Raw genomic sequence first — 25950 nt, forward strand, 5'->3', positions numbered from 1 at the left:
GTTTTTGCTATAAAAATAGTTACTGTTCACTCAGCAGTAAAACACTTGCTGTTTTGCTGCGTAAGAAAGTGATTCAGGAGTGAGCAGACTCCTTTTGTGAAGCAAAAACTGAAATGAGTCAGCGAATCGTTACTGGAACGAAGTATGAGTGAACAGTAACGAAAAATAGAATAAAATCACGAAAAATGTCGAAAATAGAGTGGTAAAATAAGCATAATGTGCTAAAATACAAATAGGATTTAAAATTGGGTTCATAAAATAAAAAAGATGTAGTAGGAGGTATGGGTATGAACAATATTAAGGTGAGAACAAAATTAGTTATTGTAATGGTGATTGCACTGATCGCACTGGCACTATGCACCGTCATTTCCAACACAAGCCTGTCAGGACTTGGAAATAATGCGTTAGACATTATCGAGAATGATATGCGTTCCTCGTATGATGAACAGATCAAGGCACAGGTAGATAATGTAATATCTCTTTGCCAGAGCATTTACAATCGGTATGAAAAAGGTGAATATACCTTAGACGAGGCAGAAAAACTTGCAGCAGACCAGATTCGTGATCTGCGTTACGGCAATAATGGATATTTCTGGGTAGATACCTATGATGGAACAAACGTAGTCCTTCTCGGCAATGACACAGAGGGAACAAATCGTATGGATGCAGTGGACACCAATGGATTTGCGTATATGCAGGCGATCATCAACGCAGGAAAGCAGGAAGACGGCGGTTTTACGGATTATGTATTCCCGAGAGAGGGTGAGACGGAGTCTTCTCCAAAACGTGCTTACAGCAAGGCATTTGAGCCATTTGGCTGGGTACTTGGAACCGGAAATTACACGGACGATATTGATGATGATGTACTGGATGTCAAAAATGAATTTTCTTCCTATGAATCCAACAGCAGAATGGCGATCATCGGAATCGCTGTTGTCATGGAAGTAATCTTAATTTTAGTCCTGACACTGATCATAGCCAGCATTGTGAAACCATTGAAAAAGAGCCTTACCCATATTGACGAGATAGCGCAGGGTGATTTTTCAAAAGAATTTGAACAGGATCTGTTAAAGAGAAAAGATGATTTTGGACAACTGGCAGATTCGCTTGAGAAAATGCGCTCTGAGATGAAGGAACTGATTGGAGAGGTGAAATCAGAAGCATTAGAGATCACCGGCATGGTGCAGGAGATTGATACAAGTCTTCAGGCATTAGATGATCAGATTGAAAATGTATCTGCGACAACGGAGGAGCTTGCGGCAGGTATGGAGGAGACAGCGGCATCTTCGGAAGAGATGAATGCAATGTCACATGAGATTGAGAGCGCTGCGAAGAGTATTGCAGAGAGATCTCAGGATGGCGCTAACGAGGCAGATGAGATCAGGGAACGTGCTGTGAAAATCAAAAAAGATACAGACGAAAATGACAGACGTACCAGATCGATTCATGAGGAGATTAATGAGAGCCTGACAAAAGCACTCGAAGATATTAAGGTTGTGGATCAGATCAATGTTCTTGCCAAATCAATCATGGATATTACCGGACAGACGAACCTTCTGGCTTTGAATGCATCCATTGAGGCTGCCAGGGCGGGAGAGGCAGGAAAAGGATTTGCGGTTGTTGCAGATGAGATCCGTGTATTGGCAGAGCAGTCAAAAGCCGCAGTTGCCCATATTCAGGAAGTGACTGGCAATGTGACCGCAGCCGTTGAGAATCTTGCAAATGATGCAGAGAGGCTGCTGGAGTTTGTCGGAAATGATGTTGTGGAGAGTCTTGGAGGATTTGCAGAAATGGCAAATTCCTATAACAGTGATGCTGCCAATGTAGATTCTCTTGTAACGGACTTCTCGGCATCATCGGAGCAGCTGCTCGCATCCATTAACGGAGTGATGGATGCTATCTCCGATGTCAGCAAGACTGCGACAGAGGGAGCTACCGGAACAACGGATATTGCTGAAAAAGTAGGAAACGTTGTGCAGGAGGCAGAGGCAATTAAACAGAAGGCAGAGACAACCTATCATTCTGCTGAAAAACTACAGAAAAATGTGGAACGTTTTATTGTATAACCGGTAATGGATATAGAATGTGACAAAACAGCAAGCGTTTTTTTGGAGCAAAAGGGGATCGTATGATAGAAAAGTATTATAATGGGGTTATCGAACAGGTCGCAGGAGGAATCGGAAATGTAGAACATAACAGTATCCTTGTGCGGTATAGCAATGATTTTTCCATATGGGATTTAGAGAGTGTCAATCATTACAAGGATCAGTCAGACATCTTTTTTACCTGTCATGAGTTTTCTTATAACAAGATCGCAGAGGCTTATGAACCATATCTGGGACTGATCCGGCAGATGTTCCATAAGTATTGCAGCGGCACATTGGAAGAGTTTATGGAAGAATGTGATGTCTACAAGCTTCAGAGACCTGTGTTTGAAAGTTATTTTGAAAAGGGATTTTGCGAGAGAACGGAACAGATCCTGATCGATGAGGTAGAGTATGAGCAGGAACGTATGCGCAATTCGATCGTGACGATGCTTCAGAAATTATCAGAGATCCGTCCGGTCGTCATTGTGTTGAACCGTTTCCAGCTTGCTTCGAAAAGCACCATGCAGCTTTCCAACAGCCTGCTTCAGGTGAAGAATAAAAATATCGGCATTGTCTTGGGAGTCAATGATGTGCAGTCGATTCCGGAATTTGCACATGAAGAGTGGGATGCGATCTGTGAGAGTATGGATGACCGGAACATGGTGTACCATATCGGAAATGCAGGCAGGAACATGGAACCGGATGTCATGGACTATTACTCTGATTATGAGAGTGACGATGGCTATCGGAAACTGAATAATCTGGTATACTTTTTGGATTTTGACCAGGCAGACCATCATCTGAGCAAGATTGAGCGCCGGATCAAGTTTGATAACTTTACGATTTCTGAGAAAAAGCATTATCAGCTTTTGCTGTTACAGATTATGGTGTCGGTACTGCAAAGAGATATTGCGAAGGCTCTGGAATCCTGCGAAGATCTGGAAAAACTGCAGGATCAGGAGAAAGAGGGAGCATTTTATTATAATTTCTGGATGGCAACTTCTTACATGTATCTTGGCAAGTTAGAGGAAGCCATGATTTATGTACAGAAGGCAAAGGAGTGCGGAGAAGCGCTTGGGGATGATTTTTTAGTGTTCCGTGCGGAACTTTTAAAAGCGCAGAACCAGATGTCCGGCTGGTGCAATATTTTCTTCTGTGCCCAGGATATTGAGATCAGCGATAAACTGATCGAGAAGCTGAATGCGTACCATTATAAAAATCATCTGGCGCATATTTATATTTATGCATACGACAATAAACCGGAGATCGTGGCAAAAGCGTACCGGTCGGAAGCATTTCTGATTTATTTTTCCAAGGGCGTTGCGCTTGCAAAAGAGATTGGCAATGAGCAGCTTATCAGCATTGCATACCGGAAAAATATCATGATAGCATCCACAAATGGCGAGTACGAAGTTTCCCTGTTATATTCGATCCGTACCTATGAGGCGATGAAAGATGTTGACAGCGTGGAGGGCGGAAGGATCTATTCCGGTATTGCGTATAATTTATGCGCAATGGGAGAAAATGAGAGAGCCCAGAGCTATTACAACAAGGCAATTAAGATATTATGTAAACTGAGAAAGCCGGAGGATATTGCAGAAGTACATTATAATATGTCATTGAACTGCGTTATGCTGGGGCAGTATGACAAGGCGCAGGAATACCTGACACAGTGTATGAAAGCGATCGAAAAGCTGCATCTGAACAGTCTGCGTGTCTGCAACCTGTCCAAACTGTATGGATTGTTTGCTCTGGTTTCCATTTTACAGGGAAACCGTTTTAACTGTGAGAGGTATCTGTATAGCTGCCGCCAGTTTTTGAATTATATTTTCGAGAAGGAAAAGACAGAAAACAACCTCGCCACTGTGCATGACTACGCAAAGGCAGATGATGATATGTTCCTCTATACGTTTTCCAAGGCATTATTAGCACAGCATGACGGAGACAACGAGGAGGCGCTAAAATTATATGAGCAGGCAGATATTTATTTAAAGAGAGCAGAGGGAAACCAGTTTTTCTGTTATGTGCTGTTCCGAAGGAACAGGATGGAATGCTTCAGGAATGCAGGAAAAGAGATCCTTTATGAGCAGGAAGAGTTTATTTTAAAACAGTATGAAGAGACACATCGTATCATGTTCCATGAGTACGCGGAGGATATGAAAGATCTTCTGCCACCGGTAGATGACGACTGTGAGGAATTATCAACCAGGGAAATCGAGGATCTGTTAAAGCAGGAGAGCGTGGAGCGGGCATATAAGAGTAAGAAAGAACAGCTCGACTTTATTTCTATCTGGCAGAAACTGATCGATGTAAATGGTATCACTGCAAAAAGAGATGCTCAATATGGTCATGAAGACATTTTTAAATCATTTTGACGTCGACCGGGCAGTCTATATCCGCTATAGCGAGAGGGTGCCGCAGGTACTTTACAATGACACAGAGAAAGAGATGACGCCGGAGATCATGAAGATCATGGAAAAATCCATGCGGAAAAATGCGGGTGGATTTGTGATCTCCAAGATCAGCAGCAATTATTCTGAACATCAGGATATCACATCGATTTTTGGTGATGAAGATGTGTGTTCCATGGTGGCGATCCCATTTTTTAACAACGCAAAAATCGAGAATATTGTCATCACCTATGTGCTGATGAAGGATAACTGGCATTCCTCGGTGAACCGTTATATGCTTGATGAGGACGATCTGAACTTTTATCAGCTTCTGTTCCGTGAGGTGCGTTACGCATTGAACAGGCTTGATGCCTATGACAAGATTTATGAGATGAATACAAAACTGTATATGTCGGCAGTTACAGACCAGCTGACAGGGTGCTATAACCGTGAAGGGTTCTACCGCAAATTAGACGCACTTCTGAAAGAGATCGCAGGGGAAAAAAGAAAACCAAAGCTGGGAGTGATGTTTATTGACCTGGACAATTTCAAACACTATAATGATACGTACGGACATGATGTGGGCGATTTCGTTCTGATCAAAATGGCTGATATTTTTACGGAAGTCTGTGGAAAAGATGGTTTTGTGTGCCGTTATGGCGGGGATGAGTTCCTGATCTTCCTTTATACAGATGACAGGGATATTTTCAAAGAAAAGGCAGAGCGTATCTATCAGATTATTGATGAGGCAGACGGATTTTCGGCGGAGATCAGTGAAAAACTCGGACAGTCATTCTCAATCGATAAACAGCATCAGATCTCCTGCTCCATCGGTATTGCAGCCGGAGACCATATCTGTACGGAAAATGATATGACAGAGATGATCAAGAGGGCGGATGATCTGTTATATTCGATCAAAACAACGACAAAAGGAACCTATCGTATATGAAAATCGTTTTACCTGAGAAAGTAACTTATATTATTGACACACTGACACAGCATGGCTTTGAGGCCTATGCTGTAGGTGGGTGCGTCCGTGATACGATGTTAGGACGGATTCCTATGGACTGGGACATCACGACATCAGCAAAACCGGAACAGGTAAAAGAGTTATTCCGACATACCATAGATACTGGGATCCAGCATGGAACGGTTACCGTGATGCTTGAACATGAGGGATTCGAGGTGACCACATACCGTATAGACGGGGAATATGAGGATGCAAGGCATCCTAAGGAGGTACAGTTTACTTCCAATCTGTTAGAAGATCTGAAGCGCCGCGATTTTACGATCAATGCCATGGCTTACAATGATAAGGATGGGCTGGTCGATGCGTTTGATGGTGTGGGAGATTTAGAGCGCGGTGTGATCCGGTGCGTGGGAGCTGCTGTGGAGCGTTTTACGGAGGACGCGCTTCGTATGCTGCGTGCAGTGCGGTTTGGAGCGCAACTTGGCTTCTCTATTGAAGATGAGACAAGAGAGGCGATTGTTTCCCTGGCACCAAACATTGCAAAAGTGAGTGCAGAACGTATTCAGATCGAAATGGTAAAACTTCTCACGTCCGGACATCCGGAACTGCTGCGCACGGCCTATGAGACAGGACTTACCGCAGTTTTTCTGCCGGAATTTGACGAGATGATGAAAACACCGCAGAATAATCCGCATCACTGCTATTCTGTGGGGGAGCACACGCTGCATGCCCTGATGGAGATACAGCCGGATAAAGTGGCGCGTATTACAATGCTGTTACATGATGTGGCAAAACCGATGTGCAGAACCACGGACGAACATGGCGTGGATCACTTTTATGGACACCCACAGGAAGGAAGTCTTGTGGCAAGGAAGATTTTGCGGCGGCTGAAGTTTGACAATGATACAACCGACCGGGTATGCAGACTGATCTTATGCCACGACGATAATCCGCCTTTGCAGGAGCGGACGGTCCGCAGAGCAATCTACCGGAACGGTGTGGATCAGTATCCGCTGCTTTTTGCAGTAAAAAGAGCGGACATGCTGGCACAGAGTGCATACAGGCGGGAGGAAAAAGCAGAGTATTTAAAGGAATACGAAGAAATATATGAGCAGATCATGGCGAAGCGGCAGTGCCTTTCCATAAAGGAACTTGCGGTTACGGGAACGGATCTGATCGCAGATGGAATGCAGCCGGGAAAGGCGATCGGCGAGACGCTGAAACAGCTTTTGGAGTATGTGCTGGAACACCCGGAGGACAACACGAAAGAAAAATTAATGGAACAGGTTCATAATATCGCATCCCCTCACATATGATGAATTGACACGGCAGGAGAGCATTTTGCTCTCTTATCGCAGATTCATCGTATGGAGGGGATTTTCATGTATATCAGGCCGGAACAGATAGCAGAACAATATGAGATGGAGGTAAAGTCTATTTCGAAGGGAAGAGACTGTTTTTTGTGTGAAACAGATCTCGGAATGCGCGCACTGAAGGAGTATAGGGGCTCTGTGGAGCGTGCAGAATTTCTGGCTGGAATGCTTGATTTCCTGAAAGAGCAGAATATTGTGGCAGAGCAGATCTTTTATACAAAAGAAGGGGAAATTTTTGCCAGGGACGAAGAGGAACAGAATTATCTGTTATTGTCAGTTTTCCGTGGAGCCGAGTGCGATACGAAGAGCAGGGAGGACATGGTGTATGCGGTAAGACTGCTCGCTGGTTTACATAATGCAACTGAACAGTATCCGGACGAGGTGCCTGAGTTTGTAAAAATGAATCCTAACGCCCTGCTTTTGCTTTATGAAAAACATAACCGTGAATTGCGGCAGGTGCGCAATTATATCCGTGGCAGAAAACAGAAAAATGAGTTTGAAGAAATGTTCATGCGCCAGTTTGCAGGTTTTTTTGAAAAGGCACAGGCTGTCACAGAGCAGTTGCAAAATATGGAGATTCGTGAGGAGTTGACTGGCTTCTGCCATGGGGATTATAACCAGCACAATGTCATTTTTTCGAGAGAGGGCGTGGCAATCGTCAATTTCCTTAATTTTTCCTATCAGATCCGGGTGAGTGACCTCTCAAATTTTGTGCGGAAGATGATGGAAAAAAATAATTGGAACACGTCGCTTGGAATGGAGTTGATCGGGGCATATGATTCTGTGCGGAAACTAAAGCCGCAGGAATTTTCATATTTGTATTTTTACCTTGCGTATCCCGAGAAATTCTGGAAAATTGCAAATCATTATAGCCAGTCCCACAAAGCCTGGCTTTCCGGCAGAAACACCGAAAAACTCAGCAAGGTGATCACACAGGAGGGGGCGAGGGAGCATTTTTTGCAGACGCTTGCAGGGAAAGTAGAAAATAGGATATAATTAGGTAACAGCGAAACTTTTTTTCACAATTCTATTTACGCTTTGATGAGTTTCGCAATTTACATAAGAGGTGATACGTTGAGAAAATTAAGATACATGTATTATAGCATTATTTTAAGTATGATTTTATTAGCGGGATGTGGACAGCAGACAAGACCGGTCTCGACTGCACAGTATTATAATCCGGCGAAAGAGACAGCGGCAGATACTGAGGAAGCAGAGGGTGCAGGGGCGGAGACATCGATCGGAACCGATCTCTATCTGATCATTGGCAATGACATGACCAATGAACAGTTGAATTTAAAGCAGCTTGCATCAGGAAAGCAGTATCTGTATGTTTATTCATTGTCTACAGACTTTCTGGATAAATACGGAAACAGTGCAACAACGATGGATTTTGAGCCGGGCAGGGTGATCCATATTGGAAAAAAAGATGGCGAAGGACGGCTCTTGCAGGCACAGATCGCGGATGAAGTCTGGGAATATTCGGATATCACAAAATATTCGGTAGATACAGAGCGTGGGATTTTCAAAATTGCGGATTCCAAGTATTCGTATGACGCAGATTTGTTCGTGGAATCGAATGGAGAAAAAATCCGTCTGTCCGACCTGAACGAAAAAGATGAGATCCGTGTCGTTGGAATCGGAACAAAAATATTATCCGTATCCGTCACTACCGGACAGGGAACTCTGGAGTTAAAGAATACATCCGTATTTGAGGGAAGTTTTATTCAGGTGGGAAGTAAGATTTTTGCACAGATCACACACAATATGAAGCTGGAGATCCCGGAGGGAACTTATACGGTTACCGTTGCAAATGAAGGATATGGCGGCAGCACAGAGGTGGAGATCGCAAGAGGGGAGAACTGCACGCTTGATCTGGATGAATTAAAAGGTGAGGGTCCTAAGACTGGAAGTATCATATTTTATATTGATGTGGAGGGAGCAACGCTTTCCATTGATGGGGATACTGTGGATTACAGCGCACCTGTGGTACTGACCTATGGCGTGCACACATTGCATGCGGAGGCAGAGGGATACGACGATTTTGATAAAAAGCTTTTTGTTAACTCTGCGGCAGCGAATATCGATATCTCTCTTACCGGAGACGGTACTACGTCAGACAATGACATGACAGAGGGCACAGAGTCTGTGGAGGAGACCGAAACTGCTGAGACAGAGACAAAAGACAGTGAGGAGGAGACAAAGAGTACAGAAAAAGATTCGGAGACGTCAGACAAGTCCACGGACAAAGATGTGACATCTGATTATCTGTCCACACTTTCTGATCTCATCACGTCGTTGAATAAGTAAGAAGATGTAACTATTCAGAACCTCATTCGCAAAATCGTTCTCTCAGAGCTTTCCTTGAATAACAAGCATGCTTGTTATTTGCTCATTGTGGTTACTTCGCCAAAGAAATTTTCAAAATTATGCTCATTCATGCAAGCATGATTCGCAAATTTTTGAAAACTGCCTTGGCTCTGAATAGTTACAAAAAAATAACTTGAAAATAGCGGCTGACAAAGCTAAACTATAAACGAGATCAATATAGGGAGGAAATAATTATGGGATACAAAGAAATGTATGAAGAATGGTTAAATAATCCATACTTCGACGATGCAACAAAAGCAGAATTAAAAGCGATCGAGGGGAATGAAAAAGAGATCGAAGACCGTTTTTATATGGATCTTGAGTTTGGTACGGCAGGTCTCCGCGGCGTGATCGGTGCCGGAACAAACCGTATGAATGTCTATACAGTCCGCAAGGCAACACAGGGACTTGCAAATTATATCAACAATGTGCATGCACAGGAGAAAGGGGTAGCAATTGCATATGATTCCAGACATATGTCGCCGGAATTTGCAGATGTTGCGGCTTTATGCCTTGCTGCAAACGGAATTAAGGCGTATGTGTTCGAGTCGCTTCGTCCGACACCGGAACTTTCCTATGCAGTCCGCAGATTAGGATGCACCGCAGGAATCAATATCACAGCCAGCCATAACCCACCGGAATATAATGGATACAAGGTATATTGGGAGGATGGCGCACAGATCACTCCGCCTCACGATACCGGAATTATGGCAGAGGTGAAGAAAGTAACGGATTATGCAGCCGTTAAGACGATGGACAAAGCTGCCGCAGTTGCAGCAGGTCTTTATCAGGTGATCGGAGCAGATATCGATGATCCATACATAGAAGAACTGAAAAAACTGATCCTTCATCAGGATTGTATTGACAAAGTGGCAGGAGAGTTAAAAATCGTGTACTCTCCACTTCACGGAACCGGAAATATCCCGGTGCGCCGTGTGTTAAAAGAACTTGGATTCAAAAATGTATATGTCGTTCCGGAGCAGGAACTCCCGGATGGAGATTTCCCAACCGTAAGTTATCCAAACCCGGAGGCAGCAGAAGCATTTGAATTAGGACTTGCTTTAGGCAAAAAAGTGGATGCTGATCTCATCCTTGCAACAGACCCGGATGCAGACAGACTTGGCGTTTATGTAAAAGATTCCAAGACCGGGGAGTACCACAGCCTGACAGGTAACATGTCCGGATGCCTGATCGGCGATTATGTGATCGGTCAGAGAAAAGCCCTGTACGGACTGCCGGAAGATGGAGCATTTATCCGCTCAATCGTTTCCACCAATATGGCAGATGCAATTGCAAAATATTATGGAATCCAGCTTGTAGAAGTTTTAACAGGATTTAAATTCATCGGACAGAAGATTCTTGAGTTTGAAAACACCGGAAAAGGAACCTACCTCTTTGGTATGGAGGAAAGCTATGGCTGTCTGACCGGAACTTATGCAAGAGATAAAGATGCGGTCGATGCTTCCATGACACTGTGCGAGGCAGCAGCTTACTATAAGACCAAAAACATGACACTCTGGGATGCTATGCTTGCAATGTATGAGCGTTACGGATACTACAAAGATGATGTGACTGCTATCACTTTAAAAGGTATCGAGGGACTTGCCAAGATCCAGGAGATCATGAATACGCTGAGAGAGAATGCTCCGGCAGAGATTGGCGGTTACAAAGTAACGGCAGTGCGTGATTATAAGAAGGACACCATTACAGATACTGCAACAGGCGCTGTAAAACCGACCGGTCTTCCGGCTTCCAATGTTTTATATTATGAGCTGGAGGATGATGCATGGGTATGTGTAAGACCTTCCGGAACAGAGCCGAAAGTAAAATTCTATCTCGGTGTAAAGGGAACGTCTTTAGAGGATGCAGATGCAAAATCCAAGGCATTATCCGAAGCTGTCCATGCAATGATCGGAAAAATGTTATAACATATGGAAAATGCCTAAAAATGCCCCAAAATGGGAAAATTTCTTGACAAAGACATAGAAAACAAGTATAAATATGGATGTAGGTATTTTGGAAAAGAAAAAACCTCATATATCATAAAGTGAAAATCCAGAGGAGGAATTTTTAACATGAACAAAGCAGAATTAGTTGCAGCTATGGCTGAGAAAGCTGAATTAAGCAAAAAAGACGCAGAAGCAGCATTAAAAGCATTCACAGATGTTGTTGCAGAAGAATTAAAAAAAGGTGAGAAAATCCAGTTAGTTGGATTCGGAACATTCGAAGTTTCTGAGAGAGCAGAGAGAACAGGACGTAACCCACAGAGCGGTAAAGAGATGGTTATCCCAGCTTCTAAAGCTCCTAAATTCAAAGCAGGAAAAGCTTTAAAAGATATGGTTAACGCATAATTCTTTTTTAAATATGAATGTTTAGCGGGCTCGGATTTTCCGGGCTCGTTTTTTGTGCAGCAGGAGACGTCGTTTCTGTTGGATCAAAAACGAGCCGCAGGGATGTGTAACCTGCGGAATAAAAAGTAAGAGGGGAAAATAAAAACAATGAGATTAGATAAATTCTTGAAAGTGTCACGACTCATCAAGAGAAGAACGGTTGCGAATGAAGCGTGTGATGCAGGACGTGTGATGGTGAACGGAAAACCGGCAAAGGCTTCCGTCAATGTGAAAGTCGGGGATGTGATCGAGATCGCATTTGGAACAAAAAGTGTGAAAGTGCGTGTGCTTGATCTTCAGGATACAACGAAGAAAGAGGAAGCAAAAGACCTGTTTGAATATGTATCCTAAATATATTCTATACACACATTAGCCAGGGCAGTTATTTTTGAGGGCATAAATCAGGGAACCTTCTCATATATAGAATATAGACAAGTGCGGAACTCATAGAAAACATTCAAAACGTAAGTAGGAGGTTCGCAATTACCTGTATATATGAGGAGGAGATTTATGGATGAGAAGAATAATGTGACAAAATCCCACAAAGTGCTTTTGGCAAACCGGAAAAATGGCGCATTCAGCGGTGTGGTGGATGTACTGTCTTTTGATGTGGCAGAGATATTGCTGGAGACGGAGCTTGGGATGCTTCTAATAAAAGGACATGACCTTCATGTAAACCGCCTTTCACTGGAAAAGGGAGAAATCGATATTGAGGGACGGATCGATTCCCTGACCTATTCAGAGCCGAAAAATGTTACAAAACAGACGGAATCTCTTCTTGGAAGGCTTTTTAAATAATGTCTGGATTTGTGCGGCTGGCGGAAGGAATCCTGTTTTGGCAGGTGCAGGAGACCGGAAGCAGGGTGAGCGAGGGGATTTTCACAGAGGCAGTTTTTCTCGGAATCTCGGTTCTGGTGGGGATGGGACTATTCCTGCTGTACGATATTTTTCGTATTTTCCGAAGAATCGTGCCACATGGCGCAATCTGGATTGGAGTGGAAGACTTCTGTTATTGGTTACTATGCACTGCTGCGGTTTTTCTGATGCTGTATCAGGAGAATGACGGTATGATCCGGGGATTTGCCATTGGTGGTGTTATTTTTGGCATGATACTGTATTTTTTCCTCCTCAGCAGATTTGTTGTAAAGATCAATGTGTGTATTTTGAAGAAAATACTTGGCATTGCGGGAAGGATAACCGGTTTTGTGACAAAACCTTTTCGAAAGATTGGCAGGAAAATCATAAGTTTTTATGTAAACAGTTGAAAAAATGGATAAAAATGATTAAAATGAGTTTATGTAAGCTTTAATGCGTAGATTTAGAGGGGTTCATCATGGCAAACGCGAAAAGAAGACGTAGAAAAAACGGAAACAGAGCTGGAAGAATGTGCATTACCTGTATTGTATTTGTGTTTGCAATTGTTATGTCAACACAGATCATTAAGGTATACCAGAAGGATCAGGAATATATTGCCAAACAGGCGGACTTAGAACAGCAGCTTTCCGCAGAACAGGACAGACAAAAAGAGTTAGAAGCATACGAGACTTATACAAAATCACAGCAGTATGTCGAAGATGTCGCCAAGAGCAAACTGGGGCTGCTTTATGATAATGAGGTTGTATTTAAAGAACAAAAGTAACGATCGCATTCGTTGGATCGTGAGCGTGATAGATAAAAAAATGGGACTGTTTTTTGTACAGTCCCATTTTTGTACTTCAATGTCAACCTTGAACAATCGTCTCTATCTTTTGTAATTCTTCTTCTGTGAAGTCTGTGTGTCCGATGATCTTAATGTTGTCTAAAATCTGTTCCGGTTTGGAAGCGCCAATTAAAACGCTGGTTACTTTATCATCCTTTAAGATCCAGCTTAAAGCCATCTCAGCAAGGGTCTGGCCACGTTCTCCGGCAAGTACATTTAAAGCCTGGATCTGTGCAAGCTTTTCAGGAGTCAGGGCGGATTCCTTTAAGAAACGTCCGTCTGTGGCAATGCGGCTGTCGGTTGGGATACCATTTAAGTAACGGTTTGTCAGAAGTCCCTGAGCCAGAGGAGAGAATGCGATAATTCCCTTCTTAAGTTCATAAGCGGTATCTTTTAATGCATTATTTTCAATGGTGCGGTCAAAAATAGAGTAACGATTCTGGTTAATGATAAATGGACACTTTAAGTCACTTAAGATTGCAGTTGCTTTTCTTAAAGTCGGACCATCATAATTGGAAAGACCGACATAAAGTGCCTTTCCGCTCTTTACGATAGAATCTAAGGCGCCCATCGTCTCTTCCAGTGGTGTCTCCGGATCCATTCTGTGATGATAGAAAATATCAACATAATCCAAACCGAGACGTTTCAAACTCTGGTCAAGACTTGCAATCAGATATTTGCGGCTTCCCCAGTTGCCGTAAGGACCTTTCCACATATCAAAACCGGCCTTTGTACTGATGAGAAGTTCATCACGGTAAGGATGAAGTTCCTCCTTCATGATCTTTCCGAAGTTGCGCTCTGCGCTTCCGTAAGCAGGACCATAATTATTGGCGAGATCAAAATGTGTGATTCCGTGATCAAATGCGGTGAAACACATCTGCTTCATGTTTTCGTAAACACCCGTGTCTCCAAAATTATGCCATAAGCCTAAAGATACTAATGGAAGCTTTAAACCACTGTTGCCGCAGCGGTTGTAAACCATCGTGTCATATCTTTTTTCATCTGCAATATACATTACAAAATCTCCTTTCAAGTCGTACTTCATTTCTTAAATTGTAGTACAAGAAATTTCGCGTGTACAGTGTCAAAATTATATTTCTGTAACATATTTTTATAAGCGGACTACCTCATCTTCCTAAAAAACCTGAACACCCTTCAATCACCACGAAAAGACATTTGAGCGGAACTTTTGGCGAAAACTTTTTTTTGACACGTCGCTCCTTTGACAAAGATTTTTTGTGACAACTTCTATAATCGTTGGCACGGTCGCATGGCAATTGTGAAAGACATAGAAACGTATGTCTAAATTTCGTAGTTGCATATGTACAGTAGCAGATAATTACAAAACTAATAGAAAACGTGAATGAAGTTGTGAAAATGTGACAAAAGTTTGAGAAGACACTGGGGAGCCACCGGTTCTTAGAAGGCAGATTCTGTATTTCATTCTGATTTATCAGAAATGAAATGCAGGAGATGGCTTCTTAGTACCGCTGTGAGCGACACGTAGCGAGAGCGTGTCTTCGAAAATTTTGTTACATTTTTACAACATTCATAGCGTGGAGTAGAGTTTTGTAATTATCGTTGAATGGTAAAAGGAGATTATGTCATGAAAAAAAGTGCAGGTAAACAGATGATAACGATTGCGGGAGGCGTTCTTGCATGCAGTATGCAAATGATGGGCTGCTATCCACTTGCCCCGGCGTATTTTGCGGCAGCATTCTTGGAAGGAGTAAGCGGCGTGTGGCTGACAGCTGCAATGTACATAGGAATGCTTTATTTTATGCCACTGACTGCAACGGTAAAATACGCAATGGCGCTTCTTGTGACCGCAGGTGCGATCAAACTGGTAGAGTGGGCGAACGAGGGCTGCCCCGCATTTCTGGCTGCAATCCTGACAGCAATCACGACGATGATTCTGTCTTTCTGTGGCGGACTGCTGGAATGGAAAGACCAGCCGGAGGTACTGGCGGTGTTTCTGGAAGGGATCTTTGTATTCGGCGCGGTGATCCTTTTAAACCGCGGCATTCATTTTTTTATGGAGTGGCAGGGGCGTGGAAACAGGATAGAGCAGGAACCTGTGGACAGAGGCAAGGAGGAACGCCTTTCGGGGTATGCGGAATCGTTTCAGGGATTGTCACAGATTTTTATGAATATGAGTAAAAAAAAGGAGCAGTACACGGCGGAGGAACTCGGACAAATGCAAAATGAGCTGACCGGAAGGCTCTGCGCAAACTGTGACTGCTGTGCGATATGCTGGGAGCAGGAATCTACGCCGCTGTATGGAATTTTGTCTAACATGATCACGTCGATCCTGAATGTGGGGACTCCGGCGAAAGAGAGCGAGGAGGAACTAAGCCACTACTGCAAACACAGCAAAGATATGGTGGAGGAGGCAGTGCGTGTGTTTGAGAAGGCAAGCTTAAACCGTGCGTGGTACAACCGTCTGTTGGAAAACCGTCAGACGATCGCAGAACAGCTCGATGCGATGGCGTACATTATGAAAGACTGTGCGAAGGAGGAAAAACTGCTGGATACGCAGGAGAAAAAGGCGTTGGCAGAGATACGCTACCGGGCAAAAGAGAGCGGGATCGTCATTGAGGAAATGCACTTGTATGAGAATCAGGAGGGACGTCTGCGGCTGACCGCGGGACTGCGCAGTAAAATGGGCGGCTGTGTTTCTGTGAAATCATTTCTCGCAGCGGTCAGCCATGCGCTTGGAAAAGATATCCGTGCTGCCGCAGACTGCCGCTCATTTATCTCAAAGGAACGCACCGATTTTTTGTTTTACGAGGATACAAAATACCGCAGTGTGCAGGGAATCGCACGGCTGAAAAAAGATGGTGCACAGATTTCCGGGGACAATTTCTCGTTTCTGGAGCTGGAGCGCGGTGATCTTCTGCTCGGACTCTCGGATGGCATGGGCTCCGGCAGTGCCGCATGCAAAGAGAGTGAGATGGTGTTAGATCTTGTGGAACGCTTTTTGGAAGCCGGTTTTTCGGTGGAGACAGCGATCCGTATGATGAACTCGGCGATGGTGATGAAAGGGGAGAGCGATCTGTATTCTACCGTTGATTTGTGTATGGTGAACCTTTATGATGGGGCGGCGGATTTTTACAAGATTGGAGCAGCGGGAAGCTTTATCAGGCACGGGCAGGAGGTGACAAGTTTTGCTCCGAATTCGCTGCCGGTCGGCGTCGGGACAAACCCCGAGATCGAGCATAAAAAGATAACCCTGAAAAACGGCGATTTTGTTGTCATGGTCACGGATGGTGTGTTAGAATATCTGCATGTACCAAATCCGGAAGAAACAATGCAGGAGATCATCGAGAGTATCAACACCAATCATCCGGGCATCCTGGCGAAAAAGATTTTGGAGCGGGTGCTTCTTTTTACAGGGGGAAAGGTTTCGGATGATATGACCATTCTTGCAACCTGCATCTGGGAGAAATAGATGACAAATGAACTTTTAAACGAATGGAAAAAAGAAAAAATAGTGGAAGACGGGGACATAGTACTCGCAGGGGTATCCGGCGGTGCTGATTCCGTCTGCCTCCTATTGATGCTGGAGCAGTTACAGAAAAAAACAGATTTTTTATTGGAAGCAGTCCATGTGGAACATGGCATCCGTGGGGAAGAGAGCCGGAAAGACGCTGCGTTTGTGAAAAACCTGTGTCAGGATCATGGGATCAGATGTCATATATTTTCAGTGGAAGTTCCTCTATTTGCGGAGAAACATGGTCTTGGGCTGGAGGAAGCAGCGCGCATTTTAAGATATGACTGTTATAAGAAAGCGGCAGAAAGCGTAAAAAAGGAATTTCCGGAAAAGAAGATTAAACTTGCGCTGGCACATCATGCGGAGGATAACGCAGAAACGGTTTTGTTTCAGATGGTGCGCGGAAGCGGACTGGATGGACTGTGTGGCATGAGCCGCCGCAGGGATGAGGGGATTTACGAATTGATTCGTCCTCTGCTTGCGCAGCCGCGGGAAGAGATCGAGGCATTTTTAAGGGAATGCGGGCAGTCCTATTGTATGGATGAGACAAATCTGGATACAGAATACAGCAGAAACCGTATCCGGCATCAGGTGCTGCCGGAACTAAAGCAGATCAATGGGCAGGCGGTGGCACATATCAACCAGAGTGCGGCGCTTCTGCAGGAAATGAGAGATTTTCTCAATGAGGAGGCAGAGCATATCCGGGAAATGTATGTGGTTGAAAAAAGCGATGGCATACAGCTTTATTCGGGCGTGTGGGAGGAGTGCCACGAAGTTGTGCAGCGGGAGGTTCTCCATAAGGCAATCGGACAGGTGGCAGGATCGAAAAAAGATATTACGAGAAAACATGTAGAGAGCGTGAGAAACCTTTATTTTTCACAGGTTGGACGATATGTGGAACTGCCATATCAGGTGCTGGCGGAGCGCAATTATCATGGTATTTTGCTGAGAAAAGAGACGGAAAAAAAGAGGGCGGATAACACCTTTTTGATAGAAATACCAAAGGAGAGCCTGCAAAAAGTTTTTGATGGAGAGACACTGGAACTGGAAGTGCCGGGAGGCAGAGTAAGGTTTTGCGGACTCAGCCCGGATGGGAAAATCGGGGAAATTGATAAAAAATCATATACGAAATGGCTGAATTATGATAAAATCAAAGTTGGACTGCAAATCAGAACCAGAACCGCAGGAGATTATCTTACGGTGGATGACAGGGGACACACAAAGAAACTGAAAGAGTATTTTATTAACGAAAAAGTCCCAAAAGAGATGCGGGATACCATGCTGCTCCTGACGGAAGACTCTCATGTTATATGGGCGGTCGGACAGCGGATCAGTGCAGATTATAAAATCGATGAAAATACAAAAAAGATATTAGAAGTACATTTTTTTGGAGGAAATTATCATGAAAGTAAAGAATATTAGGAAGTATCTGACAGAAGAACAGATCACAGAGCGCGTAAAAGCAATGGGAGAACAGATCAGCAGAGATTATGGCGGTGAGACCGTATATCTGATCTGCATTTTAAAGGGATCGATTTTCTTTACCTGTGAACTTGCTAAGCGGATCACCTCTCCGGTAGAGATCGATTTTATGTCTGTTTCCAGTTATGGTGCCGGCACAAGTTCCAGCGGTGTTGTCAAGATCGGAAAAGATCTTGATACTACAATTGAGGGAAAGAATGTCCTTGTGGTCGAGGACATCATTGATTCCGGAAGAACACTGAGTTATCTGCTTCAGAACCTGAAAACAAGAAATCCAAAGAGCCTGAAGTTATGCACACTGTTAGATAAACCGGACCGGCGCGTGTGTGATGTGAAGGTGGATTATGTCGGTTTTGAGATCCCGGATGAGTTTGTAGTAGGTTTTGGATTAGACCTTGACCAGCAGTACAGAAATTTGCCATACATTGGATGTGTGGAACTTGAGGACGAAGAATAAAGGAGAGCAGCTTTGAATAGTAGGAATAATAGTTACAGAGGCTTTGGGTTTTATCTGGTGCTCATTCTGATCGTAGTTGGTGTCTGGTATTTCCTGGATGGAAATACAACCACAAATTCTTATACAAGAGCAGCTTTTGAGAAAGACATCCAGTCAGGGGATGTAACAGCCATTGATATTGTGCAGAATCGTGAGATTCCGACCGGAAGTGTGAATCTTACATTCTCGGATTCCACACAGAAGGTGCTGATCGTGTCAGATGTAAATGAGATCGTATCTTATCTGCAGGATCAGGATATCACTTATTATACGATGGAGAATGTTCCGGCGGAGAGCTGGATCATGACACTGCTTCCATATCTGATCATATTCGGGGCAATGTTTATTTTCTTCATGATCATGACCAATCAGGCAGCGGCAAACGCGGGCGGCGGCAGCAGCAAGATGATGAATTTTGGTAAGAGCCGTGCAAAGCTGATGCAGCCGGATGCCAAAAAAGTGACATTTGCCAATGTCGCAGGTTTGAAAGAGGAAAAAGAGGAGTTGGAGGAGATCGTGGATTTCCTTCGTGCGCCGCAGAAATATACCGCACTCGGTGCAAGAATCCCGAAGGGTGTCCTTTTAGTCGGACCTCCTGGAACCGGTAAAACATTGCTTGCAAAAGCAATTGCAGGGGAAGCGGGCGTACCGTTTTTCAGCATTTCTGGATCTGATTTCGTGGAGATGTTTGTCGGTGTCGGGGCATCCCGTGTCCGTGACCTTTTTGAGGAAGCAAAGAAAAATGCACCATGTATCGTCTTTATCGATGAGATCGATGCGGTGGCAAGACGCCGCGGAACCGGTATGGGCGGTGGACATGATGAGCGTGAGCAGACATTAAACCAGATGCTTGTTGAGATGGACGGTTTTGGCGTCAATGAGGGCATTATTGTCATGGCGGCAACGAACCGTGTGGATATTTTAGACCCGGCTATCATGCGTCCGGGACGTTTTGACCGCAAAGTGTATGTCGGTCGTCCGGATATCGGCGGCAGGGAGGAGATCCTTGCCGTGCATGCTAAGAATAAACCGCTTGGTGATGATGTGGACTTAAAACAGATTGCACAGACAACCGCCGGATTTACCGGAGCTGATCTGGAAAATCTTCTGAATGAGGCGGCGATCATCGCTGCAAAAGAAAACCGTGCATACATCACACAGAATGATATTAAGAAATCCTTTGTAAAAGTCGGGATCGGAGCAGAGAAGAAGAGCCGTATCATTTCCGACAAGGAAAAGCGGATCACTGCATTCCATGAAGCCGGCCATGCGATCTTATTCCATGTACTGCCGGATGTAGGACCTGTGTATTCTGTATCCATTATCCCTACCGGAGCAGGTGCAGCAGGATATACCATGCCGCTCCCGGAAAAGGATGAGATGTTTAACACCAAGGGCAAGATGTTACAGGATATCACCGTTTCACTCGGAGGACGCGTGGCGGAGGAACTTGTCTTTGACGATATCACAACCGGTGCTTCCCAGGATATCAAACAGGCAACCAAGATGGCAAAAGCGATGGTGACACGCTATGGTATGTCGGAGAATGTCGGACTGATCTGCTATGATAATGATGACGACGAAGTGTTCATCGGAAGAGATCTGGCACACACCAGAGGCTATGGGGAAGGTGTGGCAACTGCGATCGACCAGGAAGTAAAACGTATCATTGATGAGTGTTATGCCAAGGCAAGACAGATCATTACAGAAAACCGCAGTGTTTTAGATGCCTGTGCCAAACTTCTGCTGGAAAAAGAAAAAATCAGCCAGAAAGAGTTTGAAGCGCTCTTTGAAATGGATCATTTTGTTTTATAAAAGCATTTGCAAGAAATTTTGTTGATACAAGGATTTAACAGTAAATGATGGAAAAACAAAACCCTGCACGAAAAGAAACTATCTTTTGTGCAGGATTTTCTTTATTTTACAAGCTGCGAAAAAATACTAATGTAAAATTGCACAAAAACAGCATGCGATTTTTGTGAACTTTGTGCACACTTATCCGCACAATCATGATACTATAATAACCGTAAAAACCCCCCAATACATTATATATAGTTTTTGCTATACCCCATAGTAAAAATACCTTCTCCTAAGAGGACAGCTGATCGACAGGCTGTCCTTTTTACTATGCAAAAATGGAAGTTAATGAAATATTAAGACACTTTAAATGTGTAAAGTGGTATATTGAATGTATGCAGAAATTTTAAGGAAAAGAATGTAAGAGTGGATCGTATTGGATCGGTAATACAATGATTTAGGAGTTACATATTATGAAAAGAATCCGCCCGGATTATTACGATAAATTTGCATGCATCGCAGATCAGTGTTCCATCACCTGCTGTCAGGAGTGGAAGATCGGCGTAGACGCAGATACAAACCGGAAATGGAAGAAGATTTTTCCGCCGGAGGATGTCCTGCCACAGAAAAAGAATCTGAGTGCCTATACAACGAAAAAAGACGGCGGACGGGTGATAGAACTGACCGGAGAACACAAATGTCCTTTTTTGAACGAAAACAAGTTATGTAAACTTGTGACCACATATGGAGACAACGTGTTATCGCAAACCTGTGCAGTATTTCCGCGGGAAGTACACCGCTTCGAGACACATGAGGAAGAGACATTAATGTCATGCTGTCCGGCAGTCATTGACCTGTTGCGGGAAGAGGAACCGCAGAGGATTTATGCCGGGGAAAACGCACGTTTTTATATCCGGGAAAAGCTGACAGAGTTATTTCTGGATGAGGACTATCGTGTGGAGGAATCCCTGCTCTGTGGATTTTATATCATAAGGGAACTTTTCGATAAGTGTGGGCAGGATGAAAAATTATCAGAGCTTGCCGAAGATTACTTTTCCGCAGAAAATCAGCAGCAGCTTCGGAGGGCAATTGCGGAGATAGAGCGTGATCCATTTGCAACGATCGAGGAACGGAATGAGCTGTTACAGGATCTTGCCGTCAATTACCGGAAAGAGGGATTATACCGGAATTATCTGAACCCGGTCATTGAGAAAGCGGAAGAACTTTCGGGTTTGTTTGAAAATATAGGAAATCCGGCAGATGCGGCAGAACAGAATGCAGACCTGAAAACTGAAATGGCAGACAGGATGCACGTATTTGAAAGTGAATTTCAGGCATACAACCCACTGATGCGGAAATTCCTCATCAATGAGTTTAACGCAGACCTCTTGATGCCGGATGGAGATCTGGAGAGTCTGCTGGTGCAATATCAGTGGATCGCCATGGAGTACGGTGTGATCAGACACAGCATTTTTCTGCGCTGGCTGTTGGATGGACAAAAAGAGATTGCATATGAGACGGTCAGAGATTATATTGTTATTATCTGCCGTATGACAGGTTATGATGAGGAAGATATCTACGAATATCTGGAGAACAGTTTTGAGGAGTTAGTCTGGGATTGGGGATATCTTGCATTGGTTGTTGGATAAAAATTCAGACAATCGCGAAACTTTTCGTAATATTCATAACGTAAAATTGAGTTTCGCAAATGTTGCATAAATGATAACAGGAGCAAGCTATGAGTCAGGAAAACCAGAATATACAGGAAGAACCGCACAAGAGACGTGTGCGGTACAAGGGAAAGTATCCGAGAAATTATAAGGAAAAATACAAGGAACTGAATCCGGAGAAGTATCAGGATACGATCGAGAAAGTGATCCGGAAAGGCAGCACACCGGCGGGAATGCATATATCCATTATGGTGAGGGAGATCATCGATTTTTTGCAGATCAAACCTGGGCAGACCGGGTTTGATGCAACATTAGGTTATAGCGGACACACAAAAGCGATGCTGGAATGCTTAAAAGGGCAGGGACATATGTATGCGACAGATGTTGATCCCATTGAGTCTGCAAAGACAAAAAAGCGTCTGGCGGATGCCGGGTTTGGGGAAGACATTCTGACTATCAGGCTGCAGAATTTCTGCACAATCGATGAGATCGCAAAAGAAGCCGGAGGATTTGATTTTGTGCTGGCTGATCTTGGAGTGTCGTCCATGCAGATTGATAACCCGGACCGCGGATTTTCATTTAAAGTGGACGGACCATTGGATCTCAGGCTGAATCCGGAAAAGGGAATCAGTGCAGCGGAACGTCTGGCACAGATCGACGAGGACGAACTTGCAGGCATGCTCTGGGAAAATTCCGATGAACCATATGCAGAGGAATTGGCACGTGCGATTGTGACTGAGCGGAAACATGGAAAGCCGATCGACACAACAACGAGGCTTCGTGAGGTGATCGAGGAGACCTTAAGTTTTCTTCCGGAGAAGGAGAAAAAGGATACGGTTAAGAAAACCTGTCAGAGAACATTTCAGGCGCTCCGCATTGACGTGAACAACGAGTTTGAAGTGTTATACGAATTTATGGAAAAATTGCCGGGTGCCTTGAAACCGGGTGGAAGAGCAGCAATCTTAACATTTCACTCCGGGGAAGATAAACTTGTAAAAAAAGCGTTAAAACAGGGATACAAAGAAGGTGTTTATTCTGAAATCGCAAATGATGTTGTGAGACCATCCGCAGAGGAATGTGCACAGAACGGAAGAGCGAGATCTACGAAGATGCGCTGGGCAGTCCGGGCAGAGTAAAATCGGGTATCCGGGCAGGAGAAGGAATCAAGGAAGCTTATTGTTACTGGAACGGGGTATGAGAAACAGTAACGCCGGAAGGGGGAAAAGGACATGAGAATATCACATATTGCAATGTATGTACGAGATCTGGAAGTGGTAAAGGAGTTTTACATCCGCTTTTTTGGGGCAAAAGCGGGAGAGTTATATCATAATCCAAAAACAGGACTGAAAAGCTATTTTCTGTCGTTTGATGAGGGAACAAGGCTGGAACTGATGAATCTGCCGGAAATGCAGGATCAGAAGAAAGTGTTGGTGCGGATGGGCTATATCCATATCGCAATTTCAGTGGGAAGCAGAGAGAAAGTGGATGCCATCACCGAAAAACTGTATGAGGCAGGTTACGAAGTTTTAAGTGGTCCGCGTATTACCGGGGATGGCTATTACGAGAGCACTGTGTTAGGACCGGAAGATAACCAGATCGAGATTACGGAGTAAAGACAAAATAGACAATTGCGAAACTTATAGAATCACAATTGTCTATTTTTTTATGATTCCTTTTTTACGAGTACCATGGCAGAAATTGGTTCCACGGAAACAGAACCGGAAACGGTTGTCAGTGCTTCGGTTCCGGCATGATCAGCGTTGACACATACATCCCATGCACCATCTGGCAGTGTGACAGATGTCTCTGTACTGTTTGGATTGAAGATCACAAAAATGCCGTCGGACGTTTCCCCATTCACGCCGCCGTTGATCCGGAATGCAAGCACATTTTCGTCGAGACCGTCCACGGAAGTGATGTTTGCGTTGACATCGTCTGCATTGGTAAGGCGAAGCGCTGCATGGGCTTTGCGGAAGGCGATCAGTCCCTTGTAATAGTTATAAACATTCTGATAAGTCTCATCTTCTAACGTATCCCATTTGATACTGTTGACAGAATCCGGGGAATTGTAGCTGTTTTCCAAAAAACCGCCGGAGGCATCGATCTTGGTGCGGAGCATTTCTTCGCCTGCCTGCAGGAATGGAATGCCCTGTGCAGTCATGTAAATGGCGGCAGAGAGATTGTTCATGCGGATACGGTCCTCTTCTGAGACGCCTGGCGTTGATCTTGTGATGCGGTCTAACAGTGTCATATTATCGTGGCAGGAGGCGTAGTTAATGCTCTGAGCCGGTGTGGTACACCAGTCACCTGCCTGACCTAAAAAGCAGCCTTTGACGGTATCGGCAAGATCAGCGGCTCCCGAGACATAACCTTTCCTTGTGGTGTAAAAGACGTGACCTTTCAAAGCGTCGCGGAGCGTATCGCTGAAAAATGCAAATCCCGGAACATCGGTGGAATTCGGCTGCGTGGTCATTTTATAGCCGTCTTTGGTCACAGCGGTATCCATGGTCCATCCCTCTCCATAGAAAATGACATCCGGGTGGGTTTTGTGAACTTCTGTGACGACCTCGTTGATCGTTTCGGTGTCGATCAGTCCGACAAGGTCAAAACGGAAACCGTCGATGTGGTATTCATCTGCCCAGTATTTGACAGAGTCTACAATATACTTTCTCACCATGGAGCGCTCGGAGGCAGTGTCATTTCCACAGTCGGAGCCGTTGGAGTATGTTCCATCCTCGTTTACCCGGGAAAAATAGCCCGGTACGATCTGATTTACACAGAAATCTGACGCATTGTATACATGATTGTAAACCACATCCATGATCACGCTGATCTGGTTGTCGTGAAGTACTTTTACCATCTGTTTCATCTCGGCAACACGGACAGCACCGTTGTAAGGATCGGTGGAATAGGAGCCTTCCGGGACATTATAATTTTCCGGGTCATAGCCCCAGTTGAACTGCGGTTTGTCTGACTGTGTCTCGTCGACAGAGGCGTAATCATAAATCGGGAGCAGGTGCACATGGGTGATCCCAAGATCCTTCATGTGGTCTAAGCCGGTTGGAATGCCGGAGGCAGTTGTTGTTCCTGTTTCGGTAAGACCTAAGAATTTTCCGGTGTTCTGAATGCCGGAACTCTCATCGGAAGAGAGGTCACGCACATGAAGCTCGTAAATGACAGCGTCATTGTAAGTCATGCCGGCATTGGGGTTGGTGTCATTTTCCCAGCCATCAGGATCTGTGGATGCAAGATCAAGGATCATAGCACGTTTGCCATTGACACCGGTTGTGCGGGCGTATGGATCACAGGCTTCATTTTCATTGCCGCCCACAGATACGAGATAAGTATAGTAAGTGCCGTTTAAATCGCCCTCTTTTTCAGCGATCCACGTTCCGTTTACATCGGCAGTCATCGGGAGCTGTTCCACAAGATCGTCTGTGCCCGGAGTGCCGGATCCATAAAGGTTTAAAGTGACAGTGTCCGCGGTAGGAGCCCACACGCGGAAGGTTGTTTTTTCCGGTGTATAAGTGGCACCTAAGTCACTGCCGGAGTAAGTAAATTCTTTTTCAAATTTTTCTGTAGAATAAATATTTGGCATAATAATTGGATACTCATTCCCTTCAAATAAAATCGTATAACCTTTGGTTTTTCATTGTCATATGTTCATGACATAAACTGGTTTTGGTGAAAGTGTAGCATAAAAGAACAGAAAAATAAATATATTTTGGTTAAA

At 44.4% G+C, this 25950-nt stretch carries 21 protein-coding genes; 19 read left to right on the top strand and 2 right to left on the bottom strand.

The annotated features are described in order from the left end of the window. Window positions 1-287: 287 nt before the first annotated feature. The 12 genes from ROSEINA2194_RS06510 (at window position 288) to ROSEINA2194_RS06560 (ending at window position 13219) form a co-directional block, all read left to right on the top strand. Window positions 288-2066 carry a methyl-accepting chemotaxis protein gene (locus tag ROSEINA2194_RS06510; RefSeq protein ID WP_172727055.1) on the top strand — a complete coding sequence of 593 codons (1779 nt, stop codon included), beginning with the start codon at window positions 288-290 and terminating at the stop codon, window positions 2064-2066. Window positions 2067-2128: 62 nt separating this feature from the next. Next, complete coding sequence (locus ROSEINA2194_RS06515) at window positions 2129-4462, top strand: tetratricopeptide repeat protein (protein WP_007884719.1); 2334 nt, start codon at window positions 2129-2131, stop codon at window positions 4460-4462. Then, on the top strand, window positions 4431-5426 hold the full coding sequence (locus ROSEINA2194_RS21850) for a GGDEF domain-containing protein (RefSeq protein WP_252832558.1): 996 nt from the start codon (window positions 4431-4433) through the stop codon (window positions 5424-5426). The genes ROSEINA2194_RS06515 and ROSEINA2194_RS21850 overlap by 32 nt, the downstream gene beginning before the upstream one ends. After that, complete coding sequence (locus ROSEINA2194_RS06520; RefSeq protein ID WP_007884722.1) at window positions 5423-6763, top strand: CCA tRNA nucleotidyltransferase; 1341 nt, start codon at window positions 5423-5425, stop codon at window positions 6761-6763. The genes ROSEINA2194_RS21850 and ROSEINA2194_RS06520 overlap by 4 nt, the downstream gene beginning before the upstream one ends. A gap of 66 nt (window positions 6764-6829) precedes the next feature. Continuing rightward, complete coding sequence (locus ROSEINA2194_RS06525; protein WP_118091884.1) at window positions 6830-7816, top strand: CotS family spore coat protein; 987 nt, start codon at window positions 6830-6832, stop codon at window positions 7814-7816. Window positions 7817-7894: 78 nt separating this feature from the next. Next, window positions 7895-9130 (top strand): hypothetical protein, encoded by a 1236-nt coding sequence (locus ROSEINA2194_RS06530; RefSeq protein WP_227970528.1) that lies wholly within the window; start codon window positions 7895-7897, stop codon window positions 9128-9130. Window positions 9131-9384: 254 nt separating this feature from the next. Next, on the top strand, window positions 9385-11118 hold the full coding sequence (locus ROSEINA2194_RS06535) for a phospho-sugar mutase (RefSeq protein ID WP_007884728.1): 1734 nt from the start codon (window positions 9385-9387) through the stop codon (window positions 11116-11118). Window positions 11119-11265: 147 nt separating this feature from the next. Further along, window positions 11266-11541 carry a non-specific DNA-binding protein Hbs gene (hbs, locus tag ROSEINA2194_RS06540; RefSeq protein ID WP_007884730.1) on the top strand — a complete coding sequence of 92 codons (276 nt, stop codon included), beginning with the start codon at window positions 11266-11268 and terminating at the stop codon, window positions 11539-11541. 147 nt (window positions 11542-11688) lie between these two features. Next, the gene (locus ROSEINA2194_RS06545) at window positions 11689-11931 is read left to right on the top strand and encodes an RNA-binding S4 domain-containing protein (protein WP_007884733.1); all 243 of its coding nucleotides are present in this window, start codon (window positions 11689-11691) and stop codon (window positions 11929-11931) included. Window positions 11932-12090: 159 nt separating this feature from the next. Continuing rightward, window positions 12091-12378, top strand: a complete 288-nt coding sequence (gene yabP, locus ROSEINA2194_RS06550; RefSeq protein ID WP_007884734.1) for a sporulation protein YabP — start codon at window positions 12091-12093, stop codon at window positions 12376-12378. Then, window positions 12378-12845: a spore cortex biosynthesis protein YabQ gene (gene yabQ, locus ROSEINA2194_RS06555; RefSeq protein WP_007884736.1), complete on the top strand. Its 468-nt coding sequence runs from the start codon at window positions 12378-12380 to the stop codon at window positions 12843-12845. The genes yabP and yabQ overlap by 1 nt, the downstream gene beginning before the upstream one ends. A 68-nt stretch (window positions 12846-12913) precedes the next feature. Beyond that, window positions 12914-13219, top strand: a complete 306-nt coding sequence (locus tag ROSEINA2194_RS06560; RefSeq protein WP_007884738.1) for a septum formation initiator family protein — start codon at window positions 12914-12916, stop codon at window positions 13217-13219. 82 nt (window positions 13220-13301) lie between these two features. On the opposite strand, the gene ROSEINA2194_RS06565 is transcribed toward ROSEINA2194_RS06560, so the two are convergent. After that, window positions 13302-14294: an aldo/keto reductase gene (locus tag ROSEINA2194_RS06565; RefSeq protein ID WP_044927386.1), complete on the bottom strand. Its 993-nt coding sequence runs from the start codon at window positions 14292-14294 to the stop codon at window positions 13302-13304. A gap of 591 nt (window positions 14295-14885) precedes the next feature. On the opposite strand from ROSEINA2194_RS06565, the gene ROSEINA2194_RS06570 reads away from it, so the two are divergent. From ROSEINA2194_RS06570 to ROSEINA2194_RS06600, 7 genes are all read left to right on the top strand, one after another. Further along, the gene (locus ROSEINA2194_RS06570; protein WP_044927387.1) at window positions 14886-16730 is read left to right on the top strand and encodes a SpoIIE family protein phosphatase; all 1845 of its coding nucleotides are present in this window, start codon (window positions 14886-14888) and stop codon (window positions 16728-16730) included. Continuing rightward, entirely contained in the window at window positions 16731-18194 is a 1464-nt protein-coding gene (gene tilS / locus ROSEINA2194_RS06575; RefSeq protein ID WP_007884744.1) for a tRNA lysidine(34) synthetase TilS, read from the top strand. Then, window positions 18175-18711, top strand: a complete 537-nt coding sequence (hpt, locus tag ROSEINA2194_RS06580) for a hypoxanthine phosphoribosyltransferase (protein WP_007884745.1) — start codon at window positions 18175-18177, stop codon at window positions 18709-18711. Before tilS ends, hpt begins: the two co-directional genes overlap by 20 nt. 12 nt (window positions 18712-18723) lie before the next feature. Continuing rightward, window positions 18724-20565 carry an ATP-dependent zinc metalloprotease FtsH gene (ftsH, locus tag ROSEINA2194_RS06585; RefSeq protein WP_044927388.1) on the top strand — a complete coding sequence of 614 codons (1842 nt, stop codon included), beginning with the start codon at window positions 18724-18726 and terminating at the stop codon, window positions 20563-20565. A gap of 455 nt (window positions 20566-21020) precedes the next feature. Continuing rightward, complete coding sequence (gene fliB, locus ROSEINA2194_RS06590) at window positions 21021-22196, top strand: flagellin lysine-N-methylase (RefSeq protein WP_007884748.1); 1176 nt, start codon at window positions 21021-21023, stop codon at window positions 22194-22196. A gap of 89 nt (window positions 22197-22285) precedes the next feature. Beyond that, window positions 22286-23353, top strand: coding sequence for a 16S rRNA (cytosine(1402)-N(4))-methyltransferase RsmH (rsmH, locus tag ROSEINA2194_RS06595; RefSeq protein ID WP_007884749.1), 1068 nt, complete (start codon window positions 22286-22288; stop codon window positions 23351-23353). A 93-nt stretch (window positions 23354-23446) separates the two neighbouring features. Then, entirely contained in the window at window positions 23447-23830 is a 384-nt protein-coding gene (locus ROSEINA2194_RS06600) for a VOC family protein (protein WP_007884750.1), read from the top strand. A gap of 50 nt (window positions 23831-23880) precedes the next feature. Here ROSEINA2194_RS06600 and pulA read toward each other — a convergent pair whose 3' ends face one another. Beyond that, the gene (gene pulA / locus ROSEINA2194_RS06605) at window positions 23881-25815 is read right to left on the bottom strand and encodes a type I pullulanase (RefSeq protein ID WP_007884751.1); all 1935 of its coding nucleotides are present in this window, start codon (window positions 25813-25815) and stop codon (window positions 23881-23883) included. Window positions 25816-25950 lie beyond the last annotated feature (135 nt).

Origin of the sequence: Roseburia inulinivorans DSM 16841 (genome assembly GCF_000174195.1) — a bacterium.
Classification (GTDB): domain Bacteria; phylum Bacillota; class Clostridia; order Lachnospirales; family Lachnospiraceae; genus Roseburia; species Roseburia inulinivorans.